The following is a 20,501-nucleotide window of genomic DNA, read 5'->3' on the forward strand; positions in this document are numbered from 1 at the left end:
TGCGATGGAGCAACGCGTCACTCGGACGCGGCGTCGCCCTCGGCCGGGGCCTCGGCTGCGGCCGGCTCGACGACGGCGGCCTCCTCGACGACGGGAGCCTCCTCGACGACCTCGGCGACGACCGGGGCGGTCTCCTCGGCAGCGGGCGCAGCCTCCTCGGCGACCGGGGCGGCCTGCAGGTCGGCCTCGGCACCGGCGAGCAGCTCACGCTCCCACTCGGCGAGCGGCTCGGCACCGGCCTCGGCACCCTCGGTGGCCGCGGTGCGACCCGAGTGACGCTTGAGCAGACCGTCGGCCGCGGCGTCCGCGATCACACGGGTCAGCAGGTGGACGGCGCGGATCGCGTCGTCGTTGCCCGGGATCGGGTAGTCGACGACGTCGGGGTCGCAGTTGGTGTCCAGGATCGCGACGACCGGGATGTTGAGCTTGCGCGCCTCGTCGACCGCGAGGTGCTCCTTGTTCGTGTCGACGATCCACACGGCCGAGGGAACCTTGACCATGTCACGGATGCCACCGAGCGTCTTGGCGAGCTTGTCCTTCTCGCGACGCATGATCAGCAGCTCCTTCTTGGTGAAGGCGCTCCCGGCGACGTCGTCGAAGTCGATGAGCTCGAGCTCCTTGAGGCGCTGCAGACGCTTGTTCACCGTGGCGAAGTTGGTGAGCATGCCACCGAGCCAACGCTGGTTGACGTACGGCATGCCGACGCGGGCTGCCTGCTCGGCGACGGCCTCCTGGGCCTGCTTCTTGGTGCCGACGAACAGGATGCTGCCGCCGTGGGCGACGGTCTGGCTGACGAAGTCGTACGCGCGGTCGATGTAGGACAGCGACTGCTGCAGGTCGACGATGTAGATGCCGTTGCGCTCGGTGAAGATGAAGCGCTTCATCTTCGGGTTCCAGCGGCGGGTCTGGTGCCCGAAGTGGACACCGCTCTCGAGCAGCTGACGCATGGTCACGACGGCCATGGCACGTCCTTCCGGCGCCCATCCGACGGGGTGGGCGCACAGTCGTGCGGTCCCGCCGGAACGGGCCCGCGTCTCGGTTGTCGGCACCGATGCTCAGATCGGCACCCCTGGCACCATGTCGACGGCGTCCCCGGGCGAACCCGGACCGATGCCGCTGCCGACCCCGGCCGCAGCCGGACCGACGAGGTCGGACCGGGCGGCGTGCCGAGAGGATGGCGCGCGAAGTCGACCGGCACGGACCGGTCGCACCCGAAGTCTAGCGGACTCGCGGACGTGACCCGACCGGGGAGCTCGGCCGAGCACGGAGCCCAGCCGATCCCGGCGCACCCACAGCCCACCGACCGTGCCCAGGCACCCCGCTCGTGCGCCGCCGGCCGATCCGTCGGGACGACGACCCACCAGCATCGGCGGATGGCCTCCCCCCTGCCCGGCGCCCGGGGCCGCCCGGCGCTCGTCGGCACGCTCGCCCTGCTCGTCGGCGGGATCCTGCCCGGCCTCGCCGCGGCCGACGCATCGCCGACACCGGCCTCGCCGGGCACCACGACGAGCCCCGCGTACGCCGCACCGACCGACGGTGCACCGACCCTGCTGCGCCCGTTCGAACGGCCCGCCGAGGTGTGGGCGCCGGGGCACCGGGGCGTCGACCTCGCGGCCGAGCCGGGCAGCAGGGTGCTCGCACCGGTCGACGGCACCGTGTCGTTCGCCGGCCCGGTCGCGGGCCGAGGCATCGTGACGGTCGTCGACGCCGACGGGCTGCGATCCAGCCTCGAACCCGTGGACCCCGTCGTGGCGACCGGACAGGGCGTGCACCGCGGGGACGTGGTGGCCACGGTCAGCACCGACGCCGCCGCCTCGTCGCACTGCGCGCCCGCGACGTGCCTGCACTGGGGCGTCCGGCGTGGGACCGACTACCTCGACCCGATGGACCTGCTCGGTGCGCCCGGACCCGTGGTGCTGCTGCCGGACCGCTGACGGACGGCCTCCACCCACGGCGTGGGCGGCAGGGTCGTCAGACGCGTTCGGCCTCGAGCAGGTGCGTCCGCAGCCGCACCATGGCCGCCGTGTGCATCTGCGAGATGCGCGACTCCGTCACGCCCAGGACCCGACCGATCTCGGCCAGCGTCATGCCCTCGTAGTAGTACAGGACGACGACGATGCGCTCGCGCTCGCCGAGCTGCTCGATCGCACGCGCCAGCAGGTACTTCGTCTCCTGCGCCTCGAGCGAACCTGCCGGGTCGACCACCCGGTCGTCGCTCAGCGTCTCCCCCAGCGACACCGCACCGGGACGGTCGTCGCCGCCACCCAGGAGCTCGTCGAGAGCTGCGACGTTGACGGTCGAGAGCTGGGTGAACACCGCGCGCAGGTCGTCGACACCGATCTCGAGCCGGGCCGCGACCTCGCGCTCCGTCGGAACGCGGTGCAGCTCGCCCTCGAGCTCGGCATAGGCACGGTCCACGGCGCGCGCCTTCGTCCGCACCGAACGCGGGACCCAGTCGATCGCCCGCAGCTCGTCGATGATCGCTCCGCGGATCCTCGAGGAGGCGTACGACTCGAACTTCACCGCACGGTCGGTCTCGTACTTCTCGATCGCGTCGATCAGCCCGAACATGCCGTAGGAGACCAGGTCGGCCTGCTCGACCGTGTTCGGCAGGCGCATGCCCACCCGGCCCGCGACAGCCGACACGAGCGGTGCGTAGTGCAGGATCAGCCGCTCGCGCGAGACCTGGCACGCCTCGGCCTTGAAGACCGCCCACAGCCGGGCGACCTCGAGCGCGAGGGCATCGACCGGCGCCACGGTCGGCTCGTCGACCGGGACGACCACACGCTGGGACGGGATGACACCGTCGGGTGCGGAGCCGGCGAACCGCGCACGCGCGTCGAGCGCGTCGGTCTGTACGGTCATGGTCTGCTCCAGTTCTCGCTCAAGCCCGGGGGTGCGCGAGCTCGAAGGCGGAGCGCAGGCGCTCCGCGGACACGTGGGTGTAGCGCTGGGTCGTCGCGAGGCTCGCGTGACCCAGGAACTCTTGGACGCTGCGCAGGTCGGACCCGCGCTCGAGCAGGTGCGTGGCGGCGGTGTGCCGCAGCGCGTGCGGCGCCACGTCGTCGACCCCGGCGAGTGCCGCGACCTGGTGCACGACCTCGCGCAGCTGGCGCTGGTCGATCCGCCCCCCGCGCCGACCGAGGAACAGGGCCGCCGGCGAGTCCTCACGCGCCAGTGCCGGTCGACCCAGGTCCAGCCAGGTGCGCAACGCGACAGCGGCCGGCCGACCGAAGGGGACGACACGCTCCTTGTCGCCCTTGCCGACGACCCTGATCGTGCGCTCCGCGAGGTCCACGTCGTCGACGTCGACCCCGCAGGCCTCCCCGACCCGCACGCCGGAGGCGTACAGGAGCTCGAGCGCAGCCCAGTCGCGCAGGTGGACGGGGTCACCGTCCTCGGCCCGGGCACGTGCCGTGTCGAGCAGCTCGCCCACCGGGCCGGTGCCGAGCACCGTCGGGAGGGTCACGCCCGGACGCGCGCTCGCGAGCCTCGCAGCCGGATCGGCCGCGACACGACCGGTTCGGGCAGCCCACTCGAAGAACGTCCGCACCGCGGCGCCCCGTCGGGCCAGCGTCGCGCGCGAGCGATGCGCCGTCGCCATCGAGGCCAACCAGCCGCGCAGGGTGGCCAGGTCGACGGCGTCCACCGTGGCGCGTCCGTGCCGGAAGGCGTAGCCGAGCATCTGCTCGACATCGCCCACATAGGCCCGCACCGTGTGCTCCGACAGACCCCGCTGCGCGCGCAGGTGCAGCGCGAAGTCGGCCACCAGGAGCGTGCGCTCCTGGGTGGTCGCTGTGGGTTCTGGCGTCTGCACGGGACAACGGTGACGGGAAACACACCAACGGACAAGGCAGCCTCGCCGTACCTCGCGAATCGGGTGGGGGAATGCGACGGCAATGTCGGATTCTCAAGTCACGATCAGTGTGACGAGTGACAGATTTCACCCCCGACTGGGCTCAGGGTCGGGCGGGATCGTCCCGAGTGCCGGACGTCGCACGCGGCGACCGAGCCGTGAAGGCCCGTCGCGGACGGAGCAGCGCGCGGTCGGTCAGGGGCGCCGGACGGCTGCCCGACGCCACAGACCGCCGACGCGGACGACCACCCCGTCCAGCTCGAGCAGCCCGAGTGCGCCTCGCGCCTGGGAGAGCGCGACGCCTGCCGACGCGGCGATCTCGTCAGCCGAGCGCGGCGTCCGGGCGGAGAGCACGTCGAGCACCGCCCGGGCGTGCGGGTCCAGCAGGTCGCCGGCCCTGACGTCCTCGGCGTGTGCCGGTGCGAGGTCGGTGCCGACCAGACCGGCCAGCTCCATGACCTCCGCGGCATCCGTCACGCAGACCGCGACGCCCTCGCGCAGCAGCCGGTGCGTCCCGACGGAGGCGACCGAGGTGACAGGACCGGGCACGGCGCCCACCGGGCGCAGCAGCCGCGCCGCGTGGTGGGCCGTGCTCAGCGCACCCGAGCGCCACGCCGCCTCGACGACCACGGTCGCCGAGGCCATCGCGGCGATCATCCGGTTGCGCTGGAGGAATCGGCTCTTGGTGGGGACAGCGCCCGGTGGGACCTCCGCCAGCACCGCTCCTCCGTCGGTCACCGTGCGCTCGACCAGCCGAGCGTTCCCCGCGGGGTAGGCGCGGTCGACACCGCCGGCCAGCACGACGCAGGTGCGTCCGCCGGCGTGGAGCGCACCCCGGTGTGCCGCGGCGTCGATCCCGTACGCACCCCCGGAGACGACGCATGCCTCGCGGTGCACGAGACCGTCCGCCAGGTCGAACGCGACCCGGTCGCCGTAGGAGGTCGAGGCGCGAGCACCGACCAGGGCGACCGACCGGTCGAGCGCCGGGCCGATCGCGGCGCCACGGACCCACAGGCACAGCGGGGCCGTCAGCCCGAGCCCCTGCAGACCCGCGGGCCACTCGTCGTCGCCCGGGACGACGACCCGCGCCCCCGCGCGCTCGGCCTCGGAGCGCCACGACGCGGGATCGGTGTCGGCGGCCCGCGCGACGCGTGGCGCCCATCGGTCCAGGGCGCGCTCGACCTGCCGCCGACCGTGCGGACCCAGGTCGCCGCCCCGCTGCTCGAGCTGTTCCCAGGCACCGTCGGTCGAGGTGCACGACCCGGCGACCCGACGTCGGACCCAGTCGAGCGCCGGTGCGGCACCGACCGCCTCGACGAGCGCACCGGCCACGGCGTCGCCCGGCTCCACCAGACCGCTCCACACCGCCCGTGCGGCACGCTCCTCGGACGTCACAGCCGCTGCCGACCCGCTCACGCGCCCTGTCCTCTCGTCCGCATCAGGAGTGCCTGGCCGACATGGCCCCGGCCCGGTGCCTCTCGCCCTTCGAGGTCGGCCAGCGTCCACGCGACGCGCAGCACCCTGTCCACCCCTCGCAGGCTGAGCGTGCCCCGGTCGATCGCGCGGTCGAGGTCCGACAGCAGCGCCCGACCGCCACCGAGCCGGTCCCTCAACCAGGCGCCCGGCACCTCTGCGTTCGTCCGCCACGGGGTGCCCGCCAGTCGGGCGGACTGCGCCGCGCGCGCCTCCTGCACACGTCGGGCGACGACGGCCGAGCTCTCGCCGGGCAGGTCGCCCGCTCGTGCCGGTGCGAGCTCGACCTGCAGGTCGACCCTGTCGAGCAGGGGCCCGGACAGCTTGCCGAAGTACCGGCGCCGCTGCTCGCTCCGGCACGTGCAGTCCAACCCCTTGCCCCACGCGTGCCCGCACGGGCACGGGTTGGCGGCGAGCACGAGCTGGAAGCGCGCCGGGTAGCGGGCCGTCCCGGCAGCACGGTGCAGCACGAGCTCGCCGTGCTCGAGGGGTTGCCGCAGCGTCTGCAGCACCGCCGTCGTGAACTCGGGCGCCTCGTCGAGGAAGAGCACACCGCGGTGCGCCCGGGACGCCGCGCCGGGTCGGGGCAGCCCGGACCCGCCGCCGACGATGCTGGCGGGCGTCGCGGTGTGGTGCGGGTCCTCGAACGGTGGTCGCCGCAGCAGCCCACCGTGCGGGTCGAACGTGCCCGCGACCGAGTGCACGGCGGTGACCTCGACCGCCTCGCCCTCGTCCAGGTCGGGCAGCAGCCCCGGCAGACGGGCCGCGAGCATCGTCTTGCCGGCACCGGGCGGGCCGACCATGAGCAGGTGGTGGCCGCCCGCCGCCGCGACCTCGAGCGAACGACGCGCCGCGGCCTGCCCGACGACGTCCGCCAGGTCGAGCCGCTCGGTCGCGGGCCGCGGCGCGGTGACCAGCTCGCCCGCCGCGCTCACCTCGGGCACCTCGACGTCGGCCCCGTACCAGGCGACGACCTCCGCGAGGCTGCCCGCACCACGGACCTGCGCCCCGGGGACGAGCCGGGCCTCCGCGAGGTTCGCCGTCGGCACCACCACGCGGTCGTGCCCGGCCGCGACCGCGGCGGCGACCGCCGGCAGCACACCGCGGACGGGACGCAGCCTCCCGTCGAGCCCGAGCTCGCCCAGGTGCACCACCCCGGCGACCGCCTGCGCGGGCACCACATCGGCACCCGCGAGGGTGGCGACGGCGATCCCGAGGTCGAACACCGAGCCCGACTTCGGCAGCGTCGCCGGTGAGAGGTTCACCGTGATCCGCCGGTTGGGCCAGGCCAGACCGGAGGATGTCACGGCGGCCCGTACCCGGTCACGGGACTCCGCCAACGAGGCGTCGGGCAGCCCGACGAGCGCGAAGGCCGGCAGGGACGGTGCCAGGTGCGCCTCGACCTCCACGACATGGCCCACCAGCCCGACGAGCGCCACAGCGAGCGTGCGCCCGAGGGCCACTCAGACCACCCCGACAAGGTGCTCGACCTGGGCTGCACCGGCGCGAGGCAGGAGGATCGCGATGACGTCCACCCGCACCGAGGCCGGGTGGACGTCATGGGTCGCGAGCCACTGCGCGGCGAGCCGCCGCACCCGCGCCAGCTTGCGCGCCGTCACCGCCTCCGCAGGGTGCCCGTAGGCCGTCGACCTGCGGGTCTTGACCTCGACCGCGACCAGCTCGTCGCCGTCCATCCCCACGAGGTCGAGCTCACCGTCGGTGCACCGCCAGTTGCGGTCGAGCACCTGCCAGCCCGCCTCGCGCACGTGCGCCGCGGCCACGTCTTCCCCGTACCTGCCGACCGCATCCTTCGCGCGCACCGGACCACCTCCTGGACGACCAGGGTGCCCGGGGAAGGGCGCCGTCGATCGGCAGCAGGCCTGACCGCGGGAGGTCGGCGAGGCGACCTGGGGTTGTGGTCGGTTCGACCGTCAGCGGGCGAAGCCCGCACCGCCACCCAGGTCGAGCTCAGCCTTGGCGAGCTCCTCGACGTTGACGTCCTTGAACGTCACGACACGGACCGACTTCACGAACCGCGCCGAGCGGTACACGTCCCAGACCCAGGCGTCGGCGAGGCTCAGCTCGAAGTAGACCTCGCCCGCCGCCGAGCGGACCTGCAGGTCGACCTGGTTCGCCAGGTAGAACCGACGTTCGGTCTCCACGACGTACGAGAAGAGCCCGACCACGTCGCGGTACTCACGGTAGAGCGCGAGCTCCATGTCGGTCTCGTAGTTCTCCAGGTCCTCCGCGCTCACGGACCCATCATCCCCCATCAGGCTGCTCCGGCCGTGCGACGCACCCGCCGCACCTCCCGCAGGTCGATGGCGTCAGACCAGCGCCTCGACGTCGAGCACGCCCGGACCGCCGGCTCCGGCCGCCGCGCCGGGCGTGGGATCGGCCACCGTGTCACCCGTCGGCAGCCGCCACGAGCGCCGGTGCAGCACGCTCGGGCCGAGCGTGCGCAGCGCCGCCAGGTGGTCCGGCGAGGCGTAGCCCTTGTTGTCCTGCCACCGGTAGGCCGGGTGGTCCGCCGCGAGAGCGGTCATCAGCGCGTCCCGCTCGCACTTGGCCAGGACGCTTGCCGCCGCGACCGACGCGCACGTGCGGTCGGCCTTGACCCGCATGCGGACCCGCGGTCCAGGACGCGTGTCGCCGGTGCTGAACAGGTCGCCCTGCGCGGGCGGGGTCAGCCAGTCGTGCGAGCCGTCGAGCAGCACGGTGTCGATCGGACCGACGGCCGCCGTCGCGACCTCCAACGCACGGGTCCCGGCGAGCCGCAGGGCGGCGATGATGCCCAGCTCGTCGATCTCCTCCGCGCTCGCATGACCGACCGCGCGGGCCCGCCCCCACCGTCCGAGGGCCGGCAGGAGAGCGGTCCGGGCGGCCGGGCTCAGCAGCTTGGAGTCGGCGACACCGACGGGTGCCGATCGCGTGCCGGCGTCCACGACGACCACCCCGACGCTCACGGGGCCCGCCAGCGACCCGCGGCCGACCTCGTCCATCCCGGCGACCAACGACGCACCCTCCCGCAGCAGGGTCCGTTCGAGGCGCAGGTGCGGACCGGTCATCCCGCGGCCGACGCCGCCGGGACGTCGGCGAAGACGTCGCTCGGGTTGTGCAGCACCGAGGCGCGCGCAAGCGGCCAGACGGTCACGAAGGCGACGCCGACGACGTTGTCGATCGGCACGAAGCCACCACCCGGCTTGCCCGTGTTGAACCGGGAGTCGGCCGAGTGCTGACGGTTGTCCCCCATGACCCACAGGAACCCGTCGGGCACCACCTTGTCGAACGCGACCTCGCTCGGCACCGCGCCCTCGGCGAGGTAGTCCTCCTCGATGGCCACGCCGTTGACCGTGACCGGCGAACCCGGACCGGCGCAGGCCACGTGGTCGCCCGGCAGCCCGATGATCCGCTTGACCAGGTGCGACCCGGCGTCCTGGGGCAGCAGCCCGACCCAGGTCAGCGCGTCGTTGACGACCTCGCCCACCGCGCTGCGCTCCTCGGCGACCGACGGGTCGAGCCACCCACCCGGGTCCTTGAAGACGACGATGTCGCCGTGGCGCAGGTCGAACGGCCCCGGCGTGAGCTTGCTGACCAGGATCCGGTCGTTCTCGACGAGCGTGTCGTGCATCGAGGAGCTCGGGATGAAGAACGCCTGCACGAGGAACGTCTTGACCAGCAGCGAGAGCACGAGCGCGCTGCCGAGGATGATGACCGTCTCGCGGGCCCAGGCCAGCCCTGCGCTCGGACGGCGGCGCACGGCGTGGCGGTGCTCGCTCGAATGCGTCCGTGGGCTTCCGGACGGTCCTTCGGGGTGGCTCGTCCCGGGGTCGCGCGGCGGGTCGGCCGCCACGGGGACGGGGACGGCGGTGGCCGAGCGATCACTCCCCTGCGCCGAGGTCGGCTCCCACGGTCGTCGCGGGAGGTCGTCGATCTCGTCCGTGCGGTCGTCCACCGGGACACTCTCGCACGCCGCGGAGCCCGACGGGGACCGGGCCGCGTGCCGGGACCCCGCCCGGACGGCGACGACGGCCCGGGACCGGTACGCCGACGGGCGGCCGCCGTGATCCGGTGACCGCCCGTGGGACGAGGTGCTGCGAGGACTCAGGCCTTCTTGGCCGGGATCGCGTCGCGCTTCTCCTTGATCTTCGCCTTCTTGCCGCGCAGGTTGCGCAGGTAGTACAGCTTCGCGCGGCGGACGTCACCGCGGGTGACGACCTCGATCGACTCCAGCGTCGGGGAGTGCACCGGGAAGGTGCGCTCGACGCCGACCTGGAAGCTGATCTTGCGGACGGTGAAGGTCTCACGCACGCCATCACCCTGGCGGGCGATGACGACACCCTGGAACGCCTGGACACGGGAGCGGTTGCCCTCGACGACCTTGACGTTGACCTTGACGGTGTCTCCGGCGCGGAAGTCCGGGACGTCGGTACGCAGCGATGCTGCGTCGACGGTGTCGAGCACGTGCATGATGTGTCGCTTCCTCGCTCTGCCACAGGTCAGCAGCGTCGTCTGGGCGCCGTGGGCGCCGCGTCGGCTCATGGTCCGGTGCGTCGGGAGGTGATCCCGGTGGTCGTTCGCCGTCTCCCCTGTGGCAGAGACGCGACCTGCGCGCACCGACCGACCAGTCTGCCACAGGGCGTCCCGAGGCCGGTAATCGAGAGGACGCGCCCGCCTCGCCGGAGAGCCGGTGCCTGCGCCGTCAGTCCTGGCGCAGCGCGCCGTCCGCCGGTCGCCACCCGGACTCGGCGAGGACCCGGAGGTCCTGGGCGTCCAGGTCGGCGGGGTCGAGCGCGGCGACCAGGTCCGGTCGGCGCTGCGCCGTGCGGACCAGGGCCGTGTCACGCCGCCAGCGGGCGATCCGGGCGTGGTGCCCGGACAGCAGCACGTCGGGCACCTCGAGCCCGTCCCAGACCGGCGGCTTGGTGTACACCGGGTACTCCAGCAGCCCGGCCGCCCCGTGCGACTCCTCCACGAGCGAGGCGGGGTTGCCCACCACCCCGGGCAGCAGCCGTGCGACCGCCTCGACCACGACGAGCGCGGCGACCTCCCCGCCGTTGAGCACGTAGTCGCCGATCGACAGCTCGGTCACCTGCCCGTGCGAGCGGTAGTGCTCGGCGACCCGGGCGTCGATGCCCTCGTACCGGCCGCACGCGAGCACCAGGTGCTGCTCCTGCGCGAGCCGCTCGGCGTGCCGCTGCGTGAACGGCTCACCCGAGGGGGTCGGGACGATGAGGTGCGCGCCCTCCTCGAGGACGTCGTCGAGCGCCCGCCCCCACACGTCGGGTCGCATGACCATGCCGGCGCCCCCGCCGAACGGGGTGTCGTCGACGGTGCGGTGCCGGTCCGTGGTCCAGTCGCGCAGGTCGTGCACCCGCAGGTCGAGCAGCCCGGTCTGCCGGGCCTTGCCGACGAGCGAGAGGTCGAGCGGGGCGAGGTAGTCCGGGAAGATCGAGACGACGTCGATGCGCATGTCAGGCCGGCTCGTCCGAGCCACGGGTCTCGTCGGAGACGACCAGGTTCGCGGCATCCGAGGCGAGCAGCCCGCCGGGCGGGTCGAGCACCACCCGTCCGCCAGCGACGTCGACGACGGGCACGATCGCCCGGACGAACGGGACGAGGGTGCGGGCACCCTCGCTCTCGCGCAGCACGAGCATGTCGTGCGCGGGCAGGTGCTCCAGGCCGACGATCTCGCCCAGCACCCGACCGTCGACGTGCTCGGCCCGCAGGCCCGCGAGCTCGTGCGGGTACCAGGCGTCGTCCTCGTCCGACTCGGCCGCCTCGACCACGAGGTCGACGCCCCGCAGGGCCTCGGCGCCCGTGCGGTCGTGCACCTGCGCGAACGTCACGTACCAGCGGTCCTGCTGCACCCGGGTGCGCTCGACGGTGAGCGGCCCGGCGGTCGGCGGATCCGTCCGCAGCTGCGCCCCCTCGGCGAACCGCTCGTGGGGGGTGTCGGTGCGCAGGTCGAGGGCGACCTCGCCGTGCAGGCCATGGGCACGGCCGATCCGGGCGACGGTCAGCTGCATGGGGTCCTCCGGTGGATCCGGGTCGTGGGGCGCGCACCGTGACGACGGCCGATCTGACCGTGTCGGGCTCGCACTGTCATGGCGAAGGCCCGGTCCCCAGGGTAGGGGCCGGGCCTTCGCGAGTCCTGCGTCAGCGGCGGTCGACGTCCACGACGTCGACCCGGACGGAGCCGTCCTGCGCGAGCGCACCGACGACGGTGCGCAGTGCGCGTGCGGTCCGCCCGCCGCGACCGATCACCCGGCCGAGGTCGTCGGGGTGCACGCGCACCTCGAGGAGCTCGCCACGGCGCAGCGTCGACGTCTTCACGCGGACGTCGTCCGGGTGGTCGACGATGCCGCGCACCAGGTGCTCGAGCGCGTCGGCGAGCATCAGGCCTGCTCGTCCTCGGCCGGAGCCTCGACGGCCGCAGCGGCCTTCTTCTCGGACGCCTTCGCCTTGGCCTTCTCGGCGTCGGCGGCGACGGCCTCGACGGCAGCCTTGGCGTCGACCTTGGCGGCCTTCGTGCGCAGCGTGCCCTCGGCGCCCGGCAGGCCCTTGAACTTCTGCCAGTCGCCCGTGATCTTCAGGAGCGCGAGGACCTGCTCGGTCGGCTGCGCGCCGACGCCGAGCCAGTACTGCGCACGGTCCGAGGTGACCTCGATGAACGAGGGCTCCTCGGTGGGGTGGTACTTGCCGATCTCCTCGATCACGCGACCGTCACGCTTGGTGCGCGAGTCGGCGACGACGATGCGGTAGTACGGCGCGCGGATCTTGCCCAGGCGCTTGAGGCGGATCTTGGTGGCCACGGTGTGGTCTTCTCCTGATGTCTGCTGGGGTTGGTCTCGCCGTGCGGCTCCGTGGGGTGGGCGCAGCGGTTCGACCGGGGACACGGCACCGCGCAGGTAGAGGGGCTGCTCGGGCCGGGTACAGCCGACCATTGTGCCAGACGCGCGGGGCCGCCCCCAACACGAGCGTCAGCGCACGCGCGTGCCCCGCAGCACCACCGCGCGCGGGGAGGCGAGCGCGCCGATCTCGAGCCGCGGATCGGCGTCGTACACCACGAGGTCGGCGCTCGCGCCCTCGGTCAGCGAGGGCACGCCCAACCACGCCCGGGTACGCCAGGAGGCGGCGGCGACCACCTCCGAGGCGGGGATCCCGGCACGGACCAGCTCGGCCGCCTCGTCGGCGATCCGCCCGTGCGCGATCGTGCCGCCGGCGTCGGTGCCGACCAGCACCGGGACGCCCGCGTCGTGCAGGTCACGCGCCAGGTCGTAGCGGTGCTCGTGCAGCGTTCGCATGCGCGCGGCGAACCTCGGGTACCGGCGCTCCCCCTGGGCGGCGATCGCCTCGAACTGGGCGACCTGGAGCAGCGTCGCCGTCACCGGGATGCCTGCCGCAGCGATCCGGTCGACCTGGTCGGGCGTGGCACCGCAGGCGTGCTCGAGGCAGTCGACCCCGGCGTCGAGCAGGTCGTCGAGCGACTCGGTGGCGAAGGTGTGCGCGGTGACCCGGGCACCGGCGGCGTGCGCGGCAGCGACCGCACGCGTGAGCACGTCCGCGGGCCACAGCGGTCGCAGGTCGCCGTCGGCACCGAGGTCACGGTCGATCCAGTCCGCGACGAGCTTGACCCATCCGTCCCCGCGCGCGGCCTCCTCGGCGACGGCCCCGGGCAGCTCGGCGACGTCGGCGAGCTCACGGCCGTAGTGCTGCAGGTAGCGCTTCGGGCGTGCCAGGTGGTGACCGGCGCGCAGCAACCGCGGGAGCTCGTCGGCCTCGTGCACCCAGGCGGTGTCGGCCGGCGAGCCGGCGTCCCGCACGAGCAGCACGCCGGAGTCACGGTCGGCGACCGCCTGCGCGTGCGCGGTCGAGCGGTCGACCGCACCGTCGGCGGCCAGACCGATGTGGCAGTGCACGTCGACGAGCCCCGGCAGCACCCAGCCCTCGAACGTCGCGTGCACAGGTGCGGACGGTCGGCTGAAGGTCAGTCGACCCCCGACGACCCACGCCTCACCGACCTCGTGCTCGTCGCCGAGCACGATCGTCCCGCGCAGGTGCAGCACGTGCCGCCCCGTCACGACGCTCAGCGCCCTCCGAGCAGCTTGTCGAAGCCGGCCGGCAGCTGCAGCGCCGACGGGTCGACCTGCTCCGGCTGCGGCTGACCGAGGCCGAACGCGGAACCGGCCGGTGCGGCCGGGCCGTTGAGCGCCCGGTCGGCGGCGGCGCGCTCCTGCTCGGCGCGCTTGGCCGGGTTCCCGGACTTGCCCTTGACCTTGCGCGCGGGTGCCACGACCCGACCGCGGGACTTCTTGCCACCCATGCCCGGCAGGTTGCCCATGCCCGGCACGCCACCGGTGCGGGCCATCTGCTTCATCATCTTCTGCGCGCCGTCGAACCGGTCGAGCAGCTGGTTGACGTCGGTCGCCGTGGTGCCCGAGCCAAGGGCGATGCGCGAACGGCGCGAGCCGTTGATGATCTTCGGGGTCTCCCGCTCGGCGGGCGTCATCGAACGGATGATCGCCTCGATGCGGTCGACCTCGCGCTCGTCGAAGTTGTCCAGGGCCTCGCGCATCTGGCCCATGCCGGGCAGCATCCCGAACATCTTCTTGATCGAGCCCATGTTGCGCAGCTGCTGCATCTGCACGAGGAAGTCCGCGAGCGTGAAGTCCTCGCCGCTGGCGAGCTTGCCGGCCATCTTCTCGGCCTGCTCGGCGTCGAAGGCCTTCTCGGCCTGCTCGATCAGGGTGAGCACGTCACCCATGTCGAGGATGCGCGAGGCCATGCGGTCGGGGTGGAACACCTCGAAGTCGGTGAGCTTCTCACCGGTCGAGGCGAACAGGATCGGACGACCGGTCACCGAGGCGACCGACAGGGCCGCACCACCGCGTGCGTCGCCGTCGAGCTTGGAGAGCACCACGCCCGTGAACCCGACGCCGTCGGCGAACGCCTGGGCCGTGGCCACCGCGTCCTGGCCGATCATGGCGTCGATGACGAACAGGACCTCGTCGGGGTCGACCGCGTCGCGGATCCGGCCCGCCTGGGCCATGAGCTCGGCGTCCACGCCGAGCCGGCCGGCCGTGTCGACGATGACGACGTCGTGCTGCTTGGCCCGAGCCGTCGCCAGACCCTCGCGGGAGACCGCGACCGGGTCGGCGCCGGACGGCAGGACGTCGTCGTGGCCCTGGTTGCCCGGGTGCGGGGCGAACACCGGCACGCCGGCGCGCTCCCCCACCACCTGGAGCTGCGTGACGGCGTTGGGCCGCTGCAGGTCGGCGGCGACGAGCAGCGGGGTGTGCCCCTGGCCCTTGAGGTGCAGAGCGAGCTTGCCGGCGAGGGTCGTCTTCCCGGCACCCTGCAGACCCGCCAGCATGATGACCGTCGGCGGGTTCTTCGCGAGCGTCAGCGGCCGGTTCTGACCGCCGAGGATCGTCACCAGCTCGTCGTTGACGATCTTGACGACCTGCTGCGCCGGGTTGAGCGCACCGGAGACCTCGGAGGACAGCGCCCGCTCGCGCACCGCCGCGGCGAACGAGCGAACCACCGGCACGGCCACGTCCGCGTCGAGCAGGGCGCGGCGGATCTCGCGCACCGTGGCGTCGATGTCGGCCTCGGAGAGCCGACCCTTGGTGCGCAGGTTCTTGAAGGTCGACGTCAGTCGGTCGGACAGGGTGGCGAACACCGCTACGGACCTCGCTCGGATCGGATCGGCATGCTGGGCTACGGACGGTCCAGGGTACCCGCCAGCCGTCGGGACGCCCGCGCGACGAGGTCGTCGATGAGGGTGCCGCGCCACGCGCTCCAGGCCGCGGGTCCGGCCGCGGAGGCGTCGGCCTCGGTGAGCACCCGCAGCACGCGCAGCAGGTCCAGGCGGTGGTCGACCGCGTCGAGCAGCCGGTCGAGGGTCGCCGGGTCGTCCGGATCGGCCGTCGTGGCCAGGTCGGCCAGCGTGAGGTGCTCGCGCACCAGCCGGCCGACGTCGGAGGCGACCTGCTCGTCGAACCCCATGCGCAGCACGATCGGCCCGGCCAGCCGCGCGCCCTCGACCGAGTGGTCACCCGCGCCTGCCCGCTTGCCGATGTCGTGCAGCAGCGCGGCGAGCATCAGCGTGTCGCCCGCCTCGACGTTCTTGCGGTCCCGTCCGGCACGCGCGACCGTCTCGACGAGGTGCCGGTCGACCGTGTGCCGGTGCACGGGCGAGCGCTGCGGGCGGTTCCGCACGGCGGCCCACTCGGGGATCCAGGTCGTGACCACGCCGGCCAGGTCGAGCGCCTCCCAGACGGGGACCTGCGTGGCGCCCGAGCCGAGCAGCTGCAGCAGGTACGTGCGCGCGGCCTTGGGCCACGGCTCGGGCAGCGCCGGGGTCGCGGTCAGGCTGGCGACCGTCACCGGGGACAGGGTCAGGCCCGTCCGGGCGGCCGTCGCCGCGGCACGCAGCGAGAGCAGCGGGTCGTCGGCCGGGCGTGCGTCGACCGCCAGGACGATCTCGCCGTCGTGCTCCACGAGGCCCTCGGCGATCGCCCGCAGCCGAGGCGCCCCCCGCCGACCGCGCACGAGGATCGGCTTGAGCGCCGGGCGCTGCAACGCCTGCCGGGCGTTGCGGACCGTGGTGTCCAGCGCGTAGGAGATGATCCGCCCGGCCTCGGCGATCGAGGCCAGCAGGTCGTCGCGGTCGTCGAAGCCGACGATCGAGGCGACCTCGTCCTGGTCGGCCAGCAGCAGCCGGTTCGTGTGCCGCCGCGTGGCCACCTGGACCGCGTCGCGCACGTCGAGCAGGTGCGTGTAGGCGCTGTCGACGGCACCGTGTGGGCGGTCGGTCAGCCAGGTCGCCGCCAGCGCGCTGAGCACCACGGCGTCACGGATCCCCCCGCGGGCCTCCTTGAGGTCCGGCTCGATGAGGTAGGCGAGCTCGCCGTGCCGCTCGGCGCGCTGCCGGGTCGAGCTGAGCAGCTCGGGCAGCCGTCGACGCGCGGCCGAGCGCCAGTCCGCCAGCAGCGCGGACTTGGCACGTGCGATGACGACCGCGTCACCGGCGACCGGCTGCAGGTCGAGCAGACCGACCGCGGCCGGCAGGTCCTTCGAGGCGACCTGACGGCACTGCGCGAGCGAGCGCACCGAGTGGTCGAGGTCGAGACCGGCGTCCCAGATCGGGTACCACAGGCGCTGGGCGAGCGCCGAGAGCTCCTCGGACGAGTGCCCGCGTCCCTCGTGCACCAGCAGCAGGTCGAGGTCGGAGACCGGGCTCGCGTCGCCGCGGCCGATGCTGCCCACGGCGCCGAGCGCGACGCCCTGCACGTCGGCACCCTCCGTCGCCTGCCCCCACAGCTCCCCGAGCCGGTGCACGACCAGCTCGACGATCGCGGAGCGTCGAGCGACGCCGTCCGTTCCTGGGCCCGCGAGGCGGGCGGCGAGATCGAGCCGTTCGACGCGGAGGTCCCGCACCCCGACAGGGTGCGGGACCTCCGGCGACTCGTTCCCGGCCGCGCCCCCGGGCGGCCGTTCCTGTGTCATCTCGTGCGTACGACCGTCCCCGTCAGAGGGCGTCTTCGCCGTGCTCACCGGTGCGGACGCGCGCGACGTCCTCCACCGGGACCACCCAGACCTTGCCGTCCCCGATCTTGCCGGTCTGCGCGGCCTTCACGACGACCTCGACGACACCTGCCACGTCCTCGTCGCCGACCAGCACGTCGATCTTGACCTTCGGGACCAGGTCCACGGTGTACTCCGCACCGCGGTAGACCTCCGTGTGGCCACGCTGGCGGCCGTAGCCGCTCGCCTCGCTCACGGTCAGACCACGCACGCCAGCAGCCTCGAGGGCCGACTTGACGTCATCCAGCCGGTGCGGCTGGATGACAGCCGTCACGAGCTTCGTCATCACTTCACCTCCGTCACAACGCGGGCACCCAGGGTCTCGTACGCCGTCTCACCGTGCACCGCCAGGTCGACGCCGCCGACCTCGGCCTCCTCGCTGGCACGCAGACCGATGGTGGCCTTGAGCGCGAGCCCGATGAGGAGCGTCATCACGCCGCTGAAGACGACCGCGGCCAGTGCGACGATCACCTGCGTGGCCAGCTGCGTGACCCCGCCACCGTAGAACAGGCCGTTGAGGGCGCCGTCCGGGTACCAGGTCGAGTTGGCGTCCGTGGCGAAGAAGCCGATGAGCACCGTGCCGGTCAGACCGCCGACCAGGTGCACACCGACGACGTCGAGCGAGTCGTCGTAGCCGAACTTGTACTTCAGGCCGACGGCCAGCGCGCAGAGCACACCGGCGATCGCGCCGATGGCGATGGCGCCGTAGGAGTCGACCGCGGCAGCGGCCGGGGTGATCGCGACCAGACCGGCGACGACACCCGAGGCGGCACCGAGCGAGGTGGCGTGACCGTCACGCAGCTTCTCCGTGGCGAGCCAGGCGAGCATCGCGACGCAGGTGGCGACCATCGTGTTGAGCCACGCGCGACCCGCGACGCCGTCGGCCGCGAACTCCGAGCCCGCGTTGAAGCCGAACCAGCCGAACCACAGCAGGGCCGCACCGAGCATGACGAACGGCAGGTTGTGCGGCCGCATGGGCTCCTTGCCGAAGCCCTTGCGCTTGCCGACCAGGATCGCCAGCACCAGGCCGGCGACACCGGCGTTGATGTGGACCACGGTCCCGCCGGCGAAGTCGATCGGTGTCGACAGCCCCGAGGTGATGCCGTCGGCGCCGAGCAGGCCGCCACCCCACACCATGTGCGCGAGCGGGACGTACACGATGCTCACCCAGATGGCCGCGAAGACCATCCACGCGCTGAACTTGAACCGGTCGGCGATCGCCCCGGAGATCAGCGCGACCGTGATGATCGCGAACGTGGCCTGGTAGCCGGCCGCGACGAGGAACGGCACACCGGCAGCCGCCATGAGGCTCGCGTCGTCGGTGGCGCCCTGGAGGCCGAAGAAGTCGAAGGGGTTGCCGAACAGGCCGGCGACGTCCGTGCCGAACGTGCCCGAGTAGCCGTAGAGCACCCAGATCAGGCCGACGATGCCCATCGCACCGAAGCTCATCATCATCATGTTGAGCACGCTCTTGCCGCGCACCATGCCGCCGTAGAAGAACGCCAGAGCCGGCGTCATCAGCAGCACGAGAGACGCGGCGGTGATCATCCACGCCGTGTTCCCGCTGTCCAAAGCGAATTCCATCGAGATCGCCTCTCCGCTCGCCAGCCCGGGGTGGCTGGTCTGGTATCACGGTCGGGGAGGCGGGTTTCCGTGGTGCACTGACAGTGTTACGACGAGGTGACAAGCCCCGCGTCGGCGTAAACGTTCGGTTTCGTCCCAGGCGGACGTCCAACATGCGAGCACCGGCCGTGCCCGCCGGGAGCCGCAGCCGTCCGCCGCGCGAGGGCGACGGACGGCCTCGATCTCACTCGCGCAGGAGCCCGTCGACGAACGCCTCGGGGTCGAACGGCGCCAGGTCGTCCGGGCCCTCGCCGAGCCCGACGAGCTTGACCGGGACGCCCAGCTGGCGCTGCACCGCGACGACGATGCCGCCCTTGGCCGTGCCGTCCAGCTTGGTCAGCACGATGCCCGTGACGCCGGCGACCTCGCCGAACACGCGGGCCTGGTTCAGGCCGTTCTGACCGGTCGTCGCGTCGAGGACGAGCAGCACCTCCGACAGCGGCGCCTGGCGGGTCAGGACACGGGTGATCTTGCCCAGCTCGTCCATGAGCCCGGCCTTGTTCTGCAGGCGCCCGGCGGTGTCCACGAGCACCACGTCGACCCCGTCCTGTGTGCCCGCACGCACCGCGTCGAACGCCACCGCGGCCGGGTCGGCCCCGTCCCGGTCGGCACGCACCGTCGGCACGCCCACGCGCGAGCCCCACGTCTGCAGCTGGTCGGCCGCCGCGGCACGGAACGTGTCCGCCGCCCCGAGCACGACGGTGCGGCCCTCGGCGACCAGGACCCGGGCGAGCTTGCCGACGGTCGTCGTCTTGCCCGTCCCGTTGACGCCCACGACCAGGACGACCGCGGGGACCTGCGTGCCGTCCTCCGCGAGCGTCGGCACGGTGGCCAAGGACCGGTCCAGGGCGGGGTCGACGAGCGCGAGCAGCTGGGCGCGCAGCAGCGATCGCACCTGCGCCGGGTCGCTCAGACCGTGCACGCGCGCCTGGGTCCGCAGCGCGTCGATGAGCTCGGCGGCCGGTCCGGCGCCGATGTCGGCGAGCAGCAGCGTCTCCTCGAGCTCGTCCCAGTCGTCCTCGCCCAGGTGGTCGCGTGAGAGCACCGTGAGCAGGCGCGCGCCCAACGGCGACCCGGAACGGGCCAGGCGGTCGCGCAACCGTGCCATGCGGCCCTGGACGGGCGCGGGCACGTCGAGCGGCACGACCCGGCTGAGCTCCTCGACGGCGACGTCCGGCTCGGGCGTCGCCACGTCGACGGTGCGCTCTGCCGGCACCGGACCCGTGACGTCCCCCGCGGCGCCGGGACCCGCGGTCGGCTGCTGCCCGGCGCCCGCACCCTGCCCGCTCTCGGGCCTCGTCGGGGCCTCAGAGGTCTCAGAGCTCTCGGAGCCGCCAGGGCTCCCGGGCCGGCCACGACGGACGAGCAAGGCCGCAGCCGTCACCACGGCGACGAGGGTCGGCAGGCCGACCGCGAGGAGGGTGAGGGTCTCGGAGTTCACCGGCACAGTCTGACGGTCGCCCGACGGGTCACGCGACCCGCGCCACGGTCAGGCGCTGCAGTCGGGCGCAGCAGTCGGGCAGCAGTCAGGCGCTGCGGCGGTCGGCGTGCCCCGGCGAACCCGGCATGGCCCGGCGCGTCGCGTCCGTCGCCCGCTGCAGGCGATCGGCGAGCTCGTCGACCTGCAGGTAGGCGTCGCCCTGCTCCACGTTCGCCTGCAGGAACTCCGTCAGGCTCACGTCCACCGGCGCGGCCTCGGCGACCTCGGCCCGCGCGGCTCCGCTCGGACCGCCGCGCTCGCGCCAGGCGGACACGAGGTCGGCCACCGGGTTCTCGCCCTCGTGCGCAGCCGATCGCGCGGCCGCCACCAGGACGACCGCGGCCACGATGAGAGCGAGCACGATCCCGACGACGACAGCCACGGCACCAGTCTCCGCCCCCGGCCCGGGGCAGCCCGACCGGCACGCGCCGTCGCGAGCGAAGGCGCACCAAACCTTCACACCGGACCGTCACGGCG

The 20,501-nt window shown here is 73.4% G+C and carries 22 protein-coding genes; 1 reads left to right on the plus strand and 21 read right to left on the minus strand.

What is annotated here, in order from left to right:
* Positions 1–17: 17 nt before the first annotated feature.
* Positions 18–962 carry a 30S ribosomal protein S2 gene (gene rpsB / locus BKA22_RS19125; RefSeq protein ID WP_146952251.1) on the minus strand — a complete coding sequence of 315 codons (945 nt, stop codon included), beginning with the start codon at positions 960–962 and terminating at the stop codon, positions 18–20.
* 411 nt (positions 963–1,373) lie between these two features.
* On the opposite strand from rpsB, the gene BKA22_RS19130 reads away from it, so the two are divergent.
* Positions 1,374–1,934 carry a murein hydrolase activator EnvC family protein gene (locus BKA22_RS19130; protein ID WP_146952250.1) on the plus strand — a complete coding sequence of 187 codons (561 nt, stop codon included), beginning with the start codon at positions 1,374–1,376 and terminating at the stop codon, positions 1,932–1,934.
* A gap of 37 nt (positions 1,935–1,971) precedes the next feature.
* On the opposite strand, the gene whiG is transcribed toward BKA22_RS19130, so the two are convergent.
* The 20 genes from whiG to BKA22_RS19230 all read right to left on the minus strand — a co-directional run bounded on the left by whiG (position 1,972) and on the right by BKA22_RS19230 (position 20,406).
* Positions 1,972–2,865 (minus strand): RNA polymerase sigma factor WhiG, encoded by an 894-nt coding sequence (whiG, locus tag BKA22_RS19135; protein WP_223203486.1) that lies wholly within the window; start codon positions 2,863–2,865, stop codon positions 1,972–1,974.
* 19 nt (positions 2,866–2,884) lie between these two features.
* Complete coding sequence (locus BKA22_RS19140; RefSeq protein ID WP_146952249.1) at positions 2,885–3,817, minus strand: tyrosine recombinase XerC; 933 nt, start codon at positions 3,815–3,817, stop codon at positions 2,885–2,887.
* A gap of 234 nt (positions 3,818–4,051) precedes the next feature.
* Positions 4,052–5,272, minus strand: coding sequence for a DNA-processing protein DprA (gene dprA / locus BKA22_RS19145; RefSeq protein ID WP_223203485.1), 1,221 nt, complete (start codon positions 5,270–5,272; stop codon positions 4,052–4,054).
* Positions 5,269–6,792: a YifB family Mg chelatase-like AAA ATPase gene (locus tag BKA22_RS19150; RefSeq protein ID WP_146952248.1), complete on the minus strand. Its 1,524-nt coding sequence runs from the start codon at positions 6,790–6,792 to the stop codon at positions 5,269–5,271. The genes dprA and BKA22_RS19150 overlap by 4 nt, the downstream gene beginning before the upstream one ends.
* The gene (locus BKA22_RS19155) at positions 6,793–7,149 is read right to left on the minus strand and encodes a YraN family protein (protein WP_146952247.1); all 357 of its coding nucleotides are present in this window, start codon (positions 7,147–7,149) and stop codon (positions 6,793–6,795) included.
* 111 nt (positions 7,150–7,260) lie between these two features.
* Complete coding sequence (locus tag BKA22_RS19160) at positions 7,261–7,584, minus strand: DUF2469 domain-containing protein (protein WP_146952246.1); 324 nt, start codon at positions 7,582–7,584, stop codon at positions 7,261–7,263.
* Between the two features lie 72 nt (positions 7,585–7,656).
* Positions 7,657–8,397: a ribonuclease HII gene (gene rnhB / locus BKA22_RS19165; RefSeq protein WP_146952245.1), complete on the minus strand. Its 741-nt coding sequence runs from the start codon at positions 8,395–8,397 to the stop codon at positions 7,657–7,659.
* Positions 8,394–9,284 carry a signal peptidase I gene (gene lepB, locus BKA22_RS20215; protein ID WP_223203484.1) on the minus strand — a complete coding sequence of 297 codons (891 nt, stop codon included), beginning with the start codon at positions 9,282–9,284 and terminating at the stop codon, positions 8,394–8,396. The genes rnhB and lepB overlap by 4 nt, the downstream gene beginning before the upstream one ends.
* 149 nt (positions 9,285–9,433) lie before the next feature.
* A complete protein-coding gene (rplS, locus tag BKA22_RS19175; protein WP_146952244.1) occupies positions 9,434–9,799 on the minus strand; it encodes a 50S ribosomal protein L19 in 366 nt (121 codons plus the stop codon).
* A 232-nt stretch (positions 9,800–10,031) separates the two neighbouring features.
* Positions 10,032–10,802, minus strand: a complete 771-nt coding sequence (gene trmD / locus BKA22_RS19180; protein ID WP_146952243.1) for a tRNA (guanosine(37)-N1)-methyltransferase TrmD — start codon at positions 10,800–10,802, stop codon at positions 10,032–10,034.
* Between the two features lies 1 nt (position 10,803).
* The gene (gene rimM / locus BKA22_RS19185; protein WP_146952242.1) at positions 10,804–11,358 is read right to left on the minus strand and encodes a ribosome maturation factor RimM; all 555 of its coding nucleotides are present in this window, start codon (positions 11,356–11,358) and stop codon (positions 10,804–10,806) included.
* 130 nt (positions 11,359–11,488) lie between these two features.
* The gene (locus BKA22_RS19190) at positions 11,489–11,728 is read right to left on the minus strand and encodes an RNA-binding protein (protein ID WP_146952241.1); all 240 of its coding nucleotides are present in this window, start codon (positions 11,726–11,728) and stop codon (positions 11,489–11,491) included.
* Positions 11,728–12,144, minus strand: a complete 417-nt coding sequence (gene rpsP / locus BKA22_RS19195; RefSeq protein WP_146952240.1) for a 30S ribosomal protein S16 — start codon at positions 12,142–12,144, stop codon at positions 11,728–11,730. The genes BKA22_RS19190 and rpsP overlap by 1 nt, the downstream gene beginning before the upstream one ends.
* Positions 12,145–12,312: 168 nt before the next feature.
* Positions 12,313–13,413, minus strand: a complete 1,101-nt coding sequence (locus BKA22_RS19200; RefSeq protein WP_146952239.1) for an amidohydrolase family protein — start codon at positions 13,411–13,413, stop codon at positions 12,313–12,315.
* Between the two features lie 5 nt (positions 13,414–13,418).
* A complete protein-coding gene (gene ffh, locus BKA22_RS19205) occupies positions 13,419–15,014 on the minus strand; it encodes a signal recognition particle protein (RefSeq protein WP_146952238.1) in 1,596 nt (531 codons plus the stop codon).
* Between the two features lie 38 nt (positions 15,015–15,052).
* Complete coding sequence (locus tag BKA22_RS19210) at positions 15,053–16,843, minus strand: [protein-PII] uridylyltransferase (protein ID WP_146952237.1); 1,791 nt, start codon at positions 16,841–16,843, stop codon at positions 15,053–15,055.
* A 22-nt stretch (positions 16,844–16,865) separates the two neighbouring features.
* On the minus strand, positions 16,866–17,207 hold the full coding sequence (locus BKA22_RS19215; protein WP_146952236.1) for a P-II family nitrogen regulator: 342 nt from the start codon (positions 17,205–17,207) through the stop codon (positions 16,866–16,868).
* The gene (locus BKA22_RS19220) at positions 17,207–18,505 is read right to left on the minus strand and encodes an ammonium transporter (protein ID WP_146952235.1); all 1,299 of its coding nucleotides are present in this window, start codon (positions 18,503–18,505) and stop codon (positions 17,207–17,209) included. The genes BKA22_RS19215 and BKA22_RS19220 overlap by 1 nt, the downstream gene beginning before the upstream one ends.
* Positions 18,506–18,728: 223 nt before the next feature.
* Positions 18,729–19,985: a signal recognition particle-docking protein FtsY gene (gene ftsY / locus BKA22_RS19225; RefSeq protein ID WP_146952234.1), complete on the minus strand. Its 1,257-nt coding sequence runs from the start codon at positions 19,983–19,985 to the stop codon at positions 18,729–18,731.
* 85 nt (positions 19,986–20,070) lie between these two features.
* Positions 20,071–20,406, minus strand: coding sequence for a hypothetical protein (locus BKA22_RS19230; protein ID WP_146952233.1), 336 nt, complete (start codon positions 20,404–20,406; stop codon positions 20,071–20,073).
* Positions 20,407–20,501: the final 95 nt, after the last annotated feature.

It is taken from the genome of Cellulomonas soli (assembly GCF_013409305.1).
In the GTDB taxonomy this organism is placed as follows: Bacteria; Actinomycetota; Actinomycetes; order Actinomycetales; family Cellulomonadaceae; genus Cellulomonas; species Cellulomonas soli.

What these genes read in the sequence shown, in the direction of transcription:
- BKA22_RS19220 (WP_146952235.1), bottom strand. Translation starts at nt 18,505, where the DNA reads ATGGAATTCGCTTTGGACAGCGGGAACACGGCGTGGATGATCACCGCC.
- rplS (WP_146952244.1), bottom strand. Translation starts at nt 9,799, where the DNA reads ATGCACGTGCTCGACACCGTCGACGCAGCATCGCTGCGTACCGACGTC.
- trmD (WP_146952243.1), bottom strand. Translation starts at nt 10,802, where the DNA reads ATGCGCATCGACGTCGTCTCGATCTTCCCGGACTACCTCGCCCCGCTC.
- BKA22_RS19130 (WP_146952250.1), top strand. Translation starts at nt 1,374, where the DNA reads ATGGCCTCCCCCCTGCCCGGCGCCCGGGGCCGCCCGGCGCTCGTCGGC.
- rnhB (WP_146952245.1), bottom strand. Translation starts at nt 8,397, where the DNA reads ATGACCGGTCCGCACCTGCGCCTCGAACGGACCCTGCTGCGGGAGGGT.
- BKA22_RS19190 (WP_146952241.1), bottom strand. Translation starts at nt 11,728, where the DNA reads ATGCTCGCCGACGCGCTCGAGCACCTGGTGCGCGGCATCGTCGACCAC.
- whiG (WP_223203486.1), bottom strand. Translation starts at nt 2,865, where the DNA reads ATGACCGTACAGACCGACGCGCTCGACGCGCGTGCGCGGTTCGCCGGC.
- BKA22_RS19210 (WP_146952237.1), bottom strand. Translation starts at nt 16,843, where the DNA reads ATGACACAGGAACGGCCGCCCGGGGGCGCGGCCGGGAACGAGTCGCCG.
- BKA22_RS19215 (WP_146952236.1), bottom strand. Translation starts at nt 17,207, where the DNA reads ATGACGAAGCTCGTGACGGCTGTCATCCAGCCGCACCGGCTGGATGAC.
- rimM (WP_146952242.1), bottom strand. Translation starts at nt 11,358, where the DNA reads ATGCAGCTGACCGTCGCCCGGATCGGCCGTGCCCATGGCCTGCACGGC.
- rpsB (WP_146952251.1), bottom strand. Translation starts at nt 962, where the DNA reads ATGGCCGTCGTGACCATGCGTCAGCTGCTCGAGAGCGGTGTCCACTTC.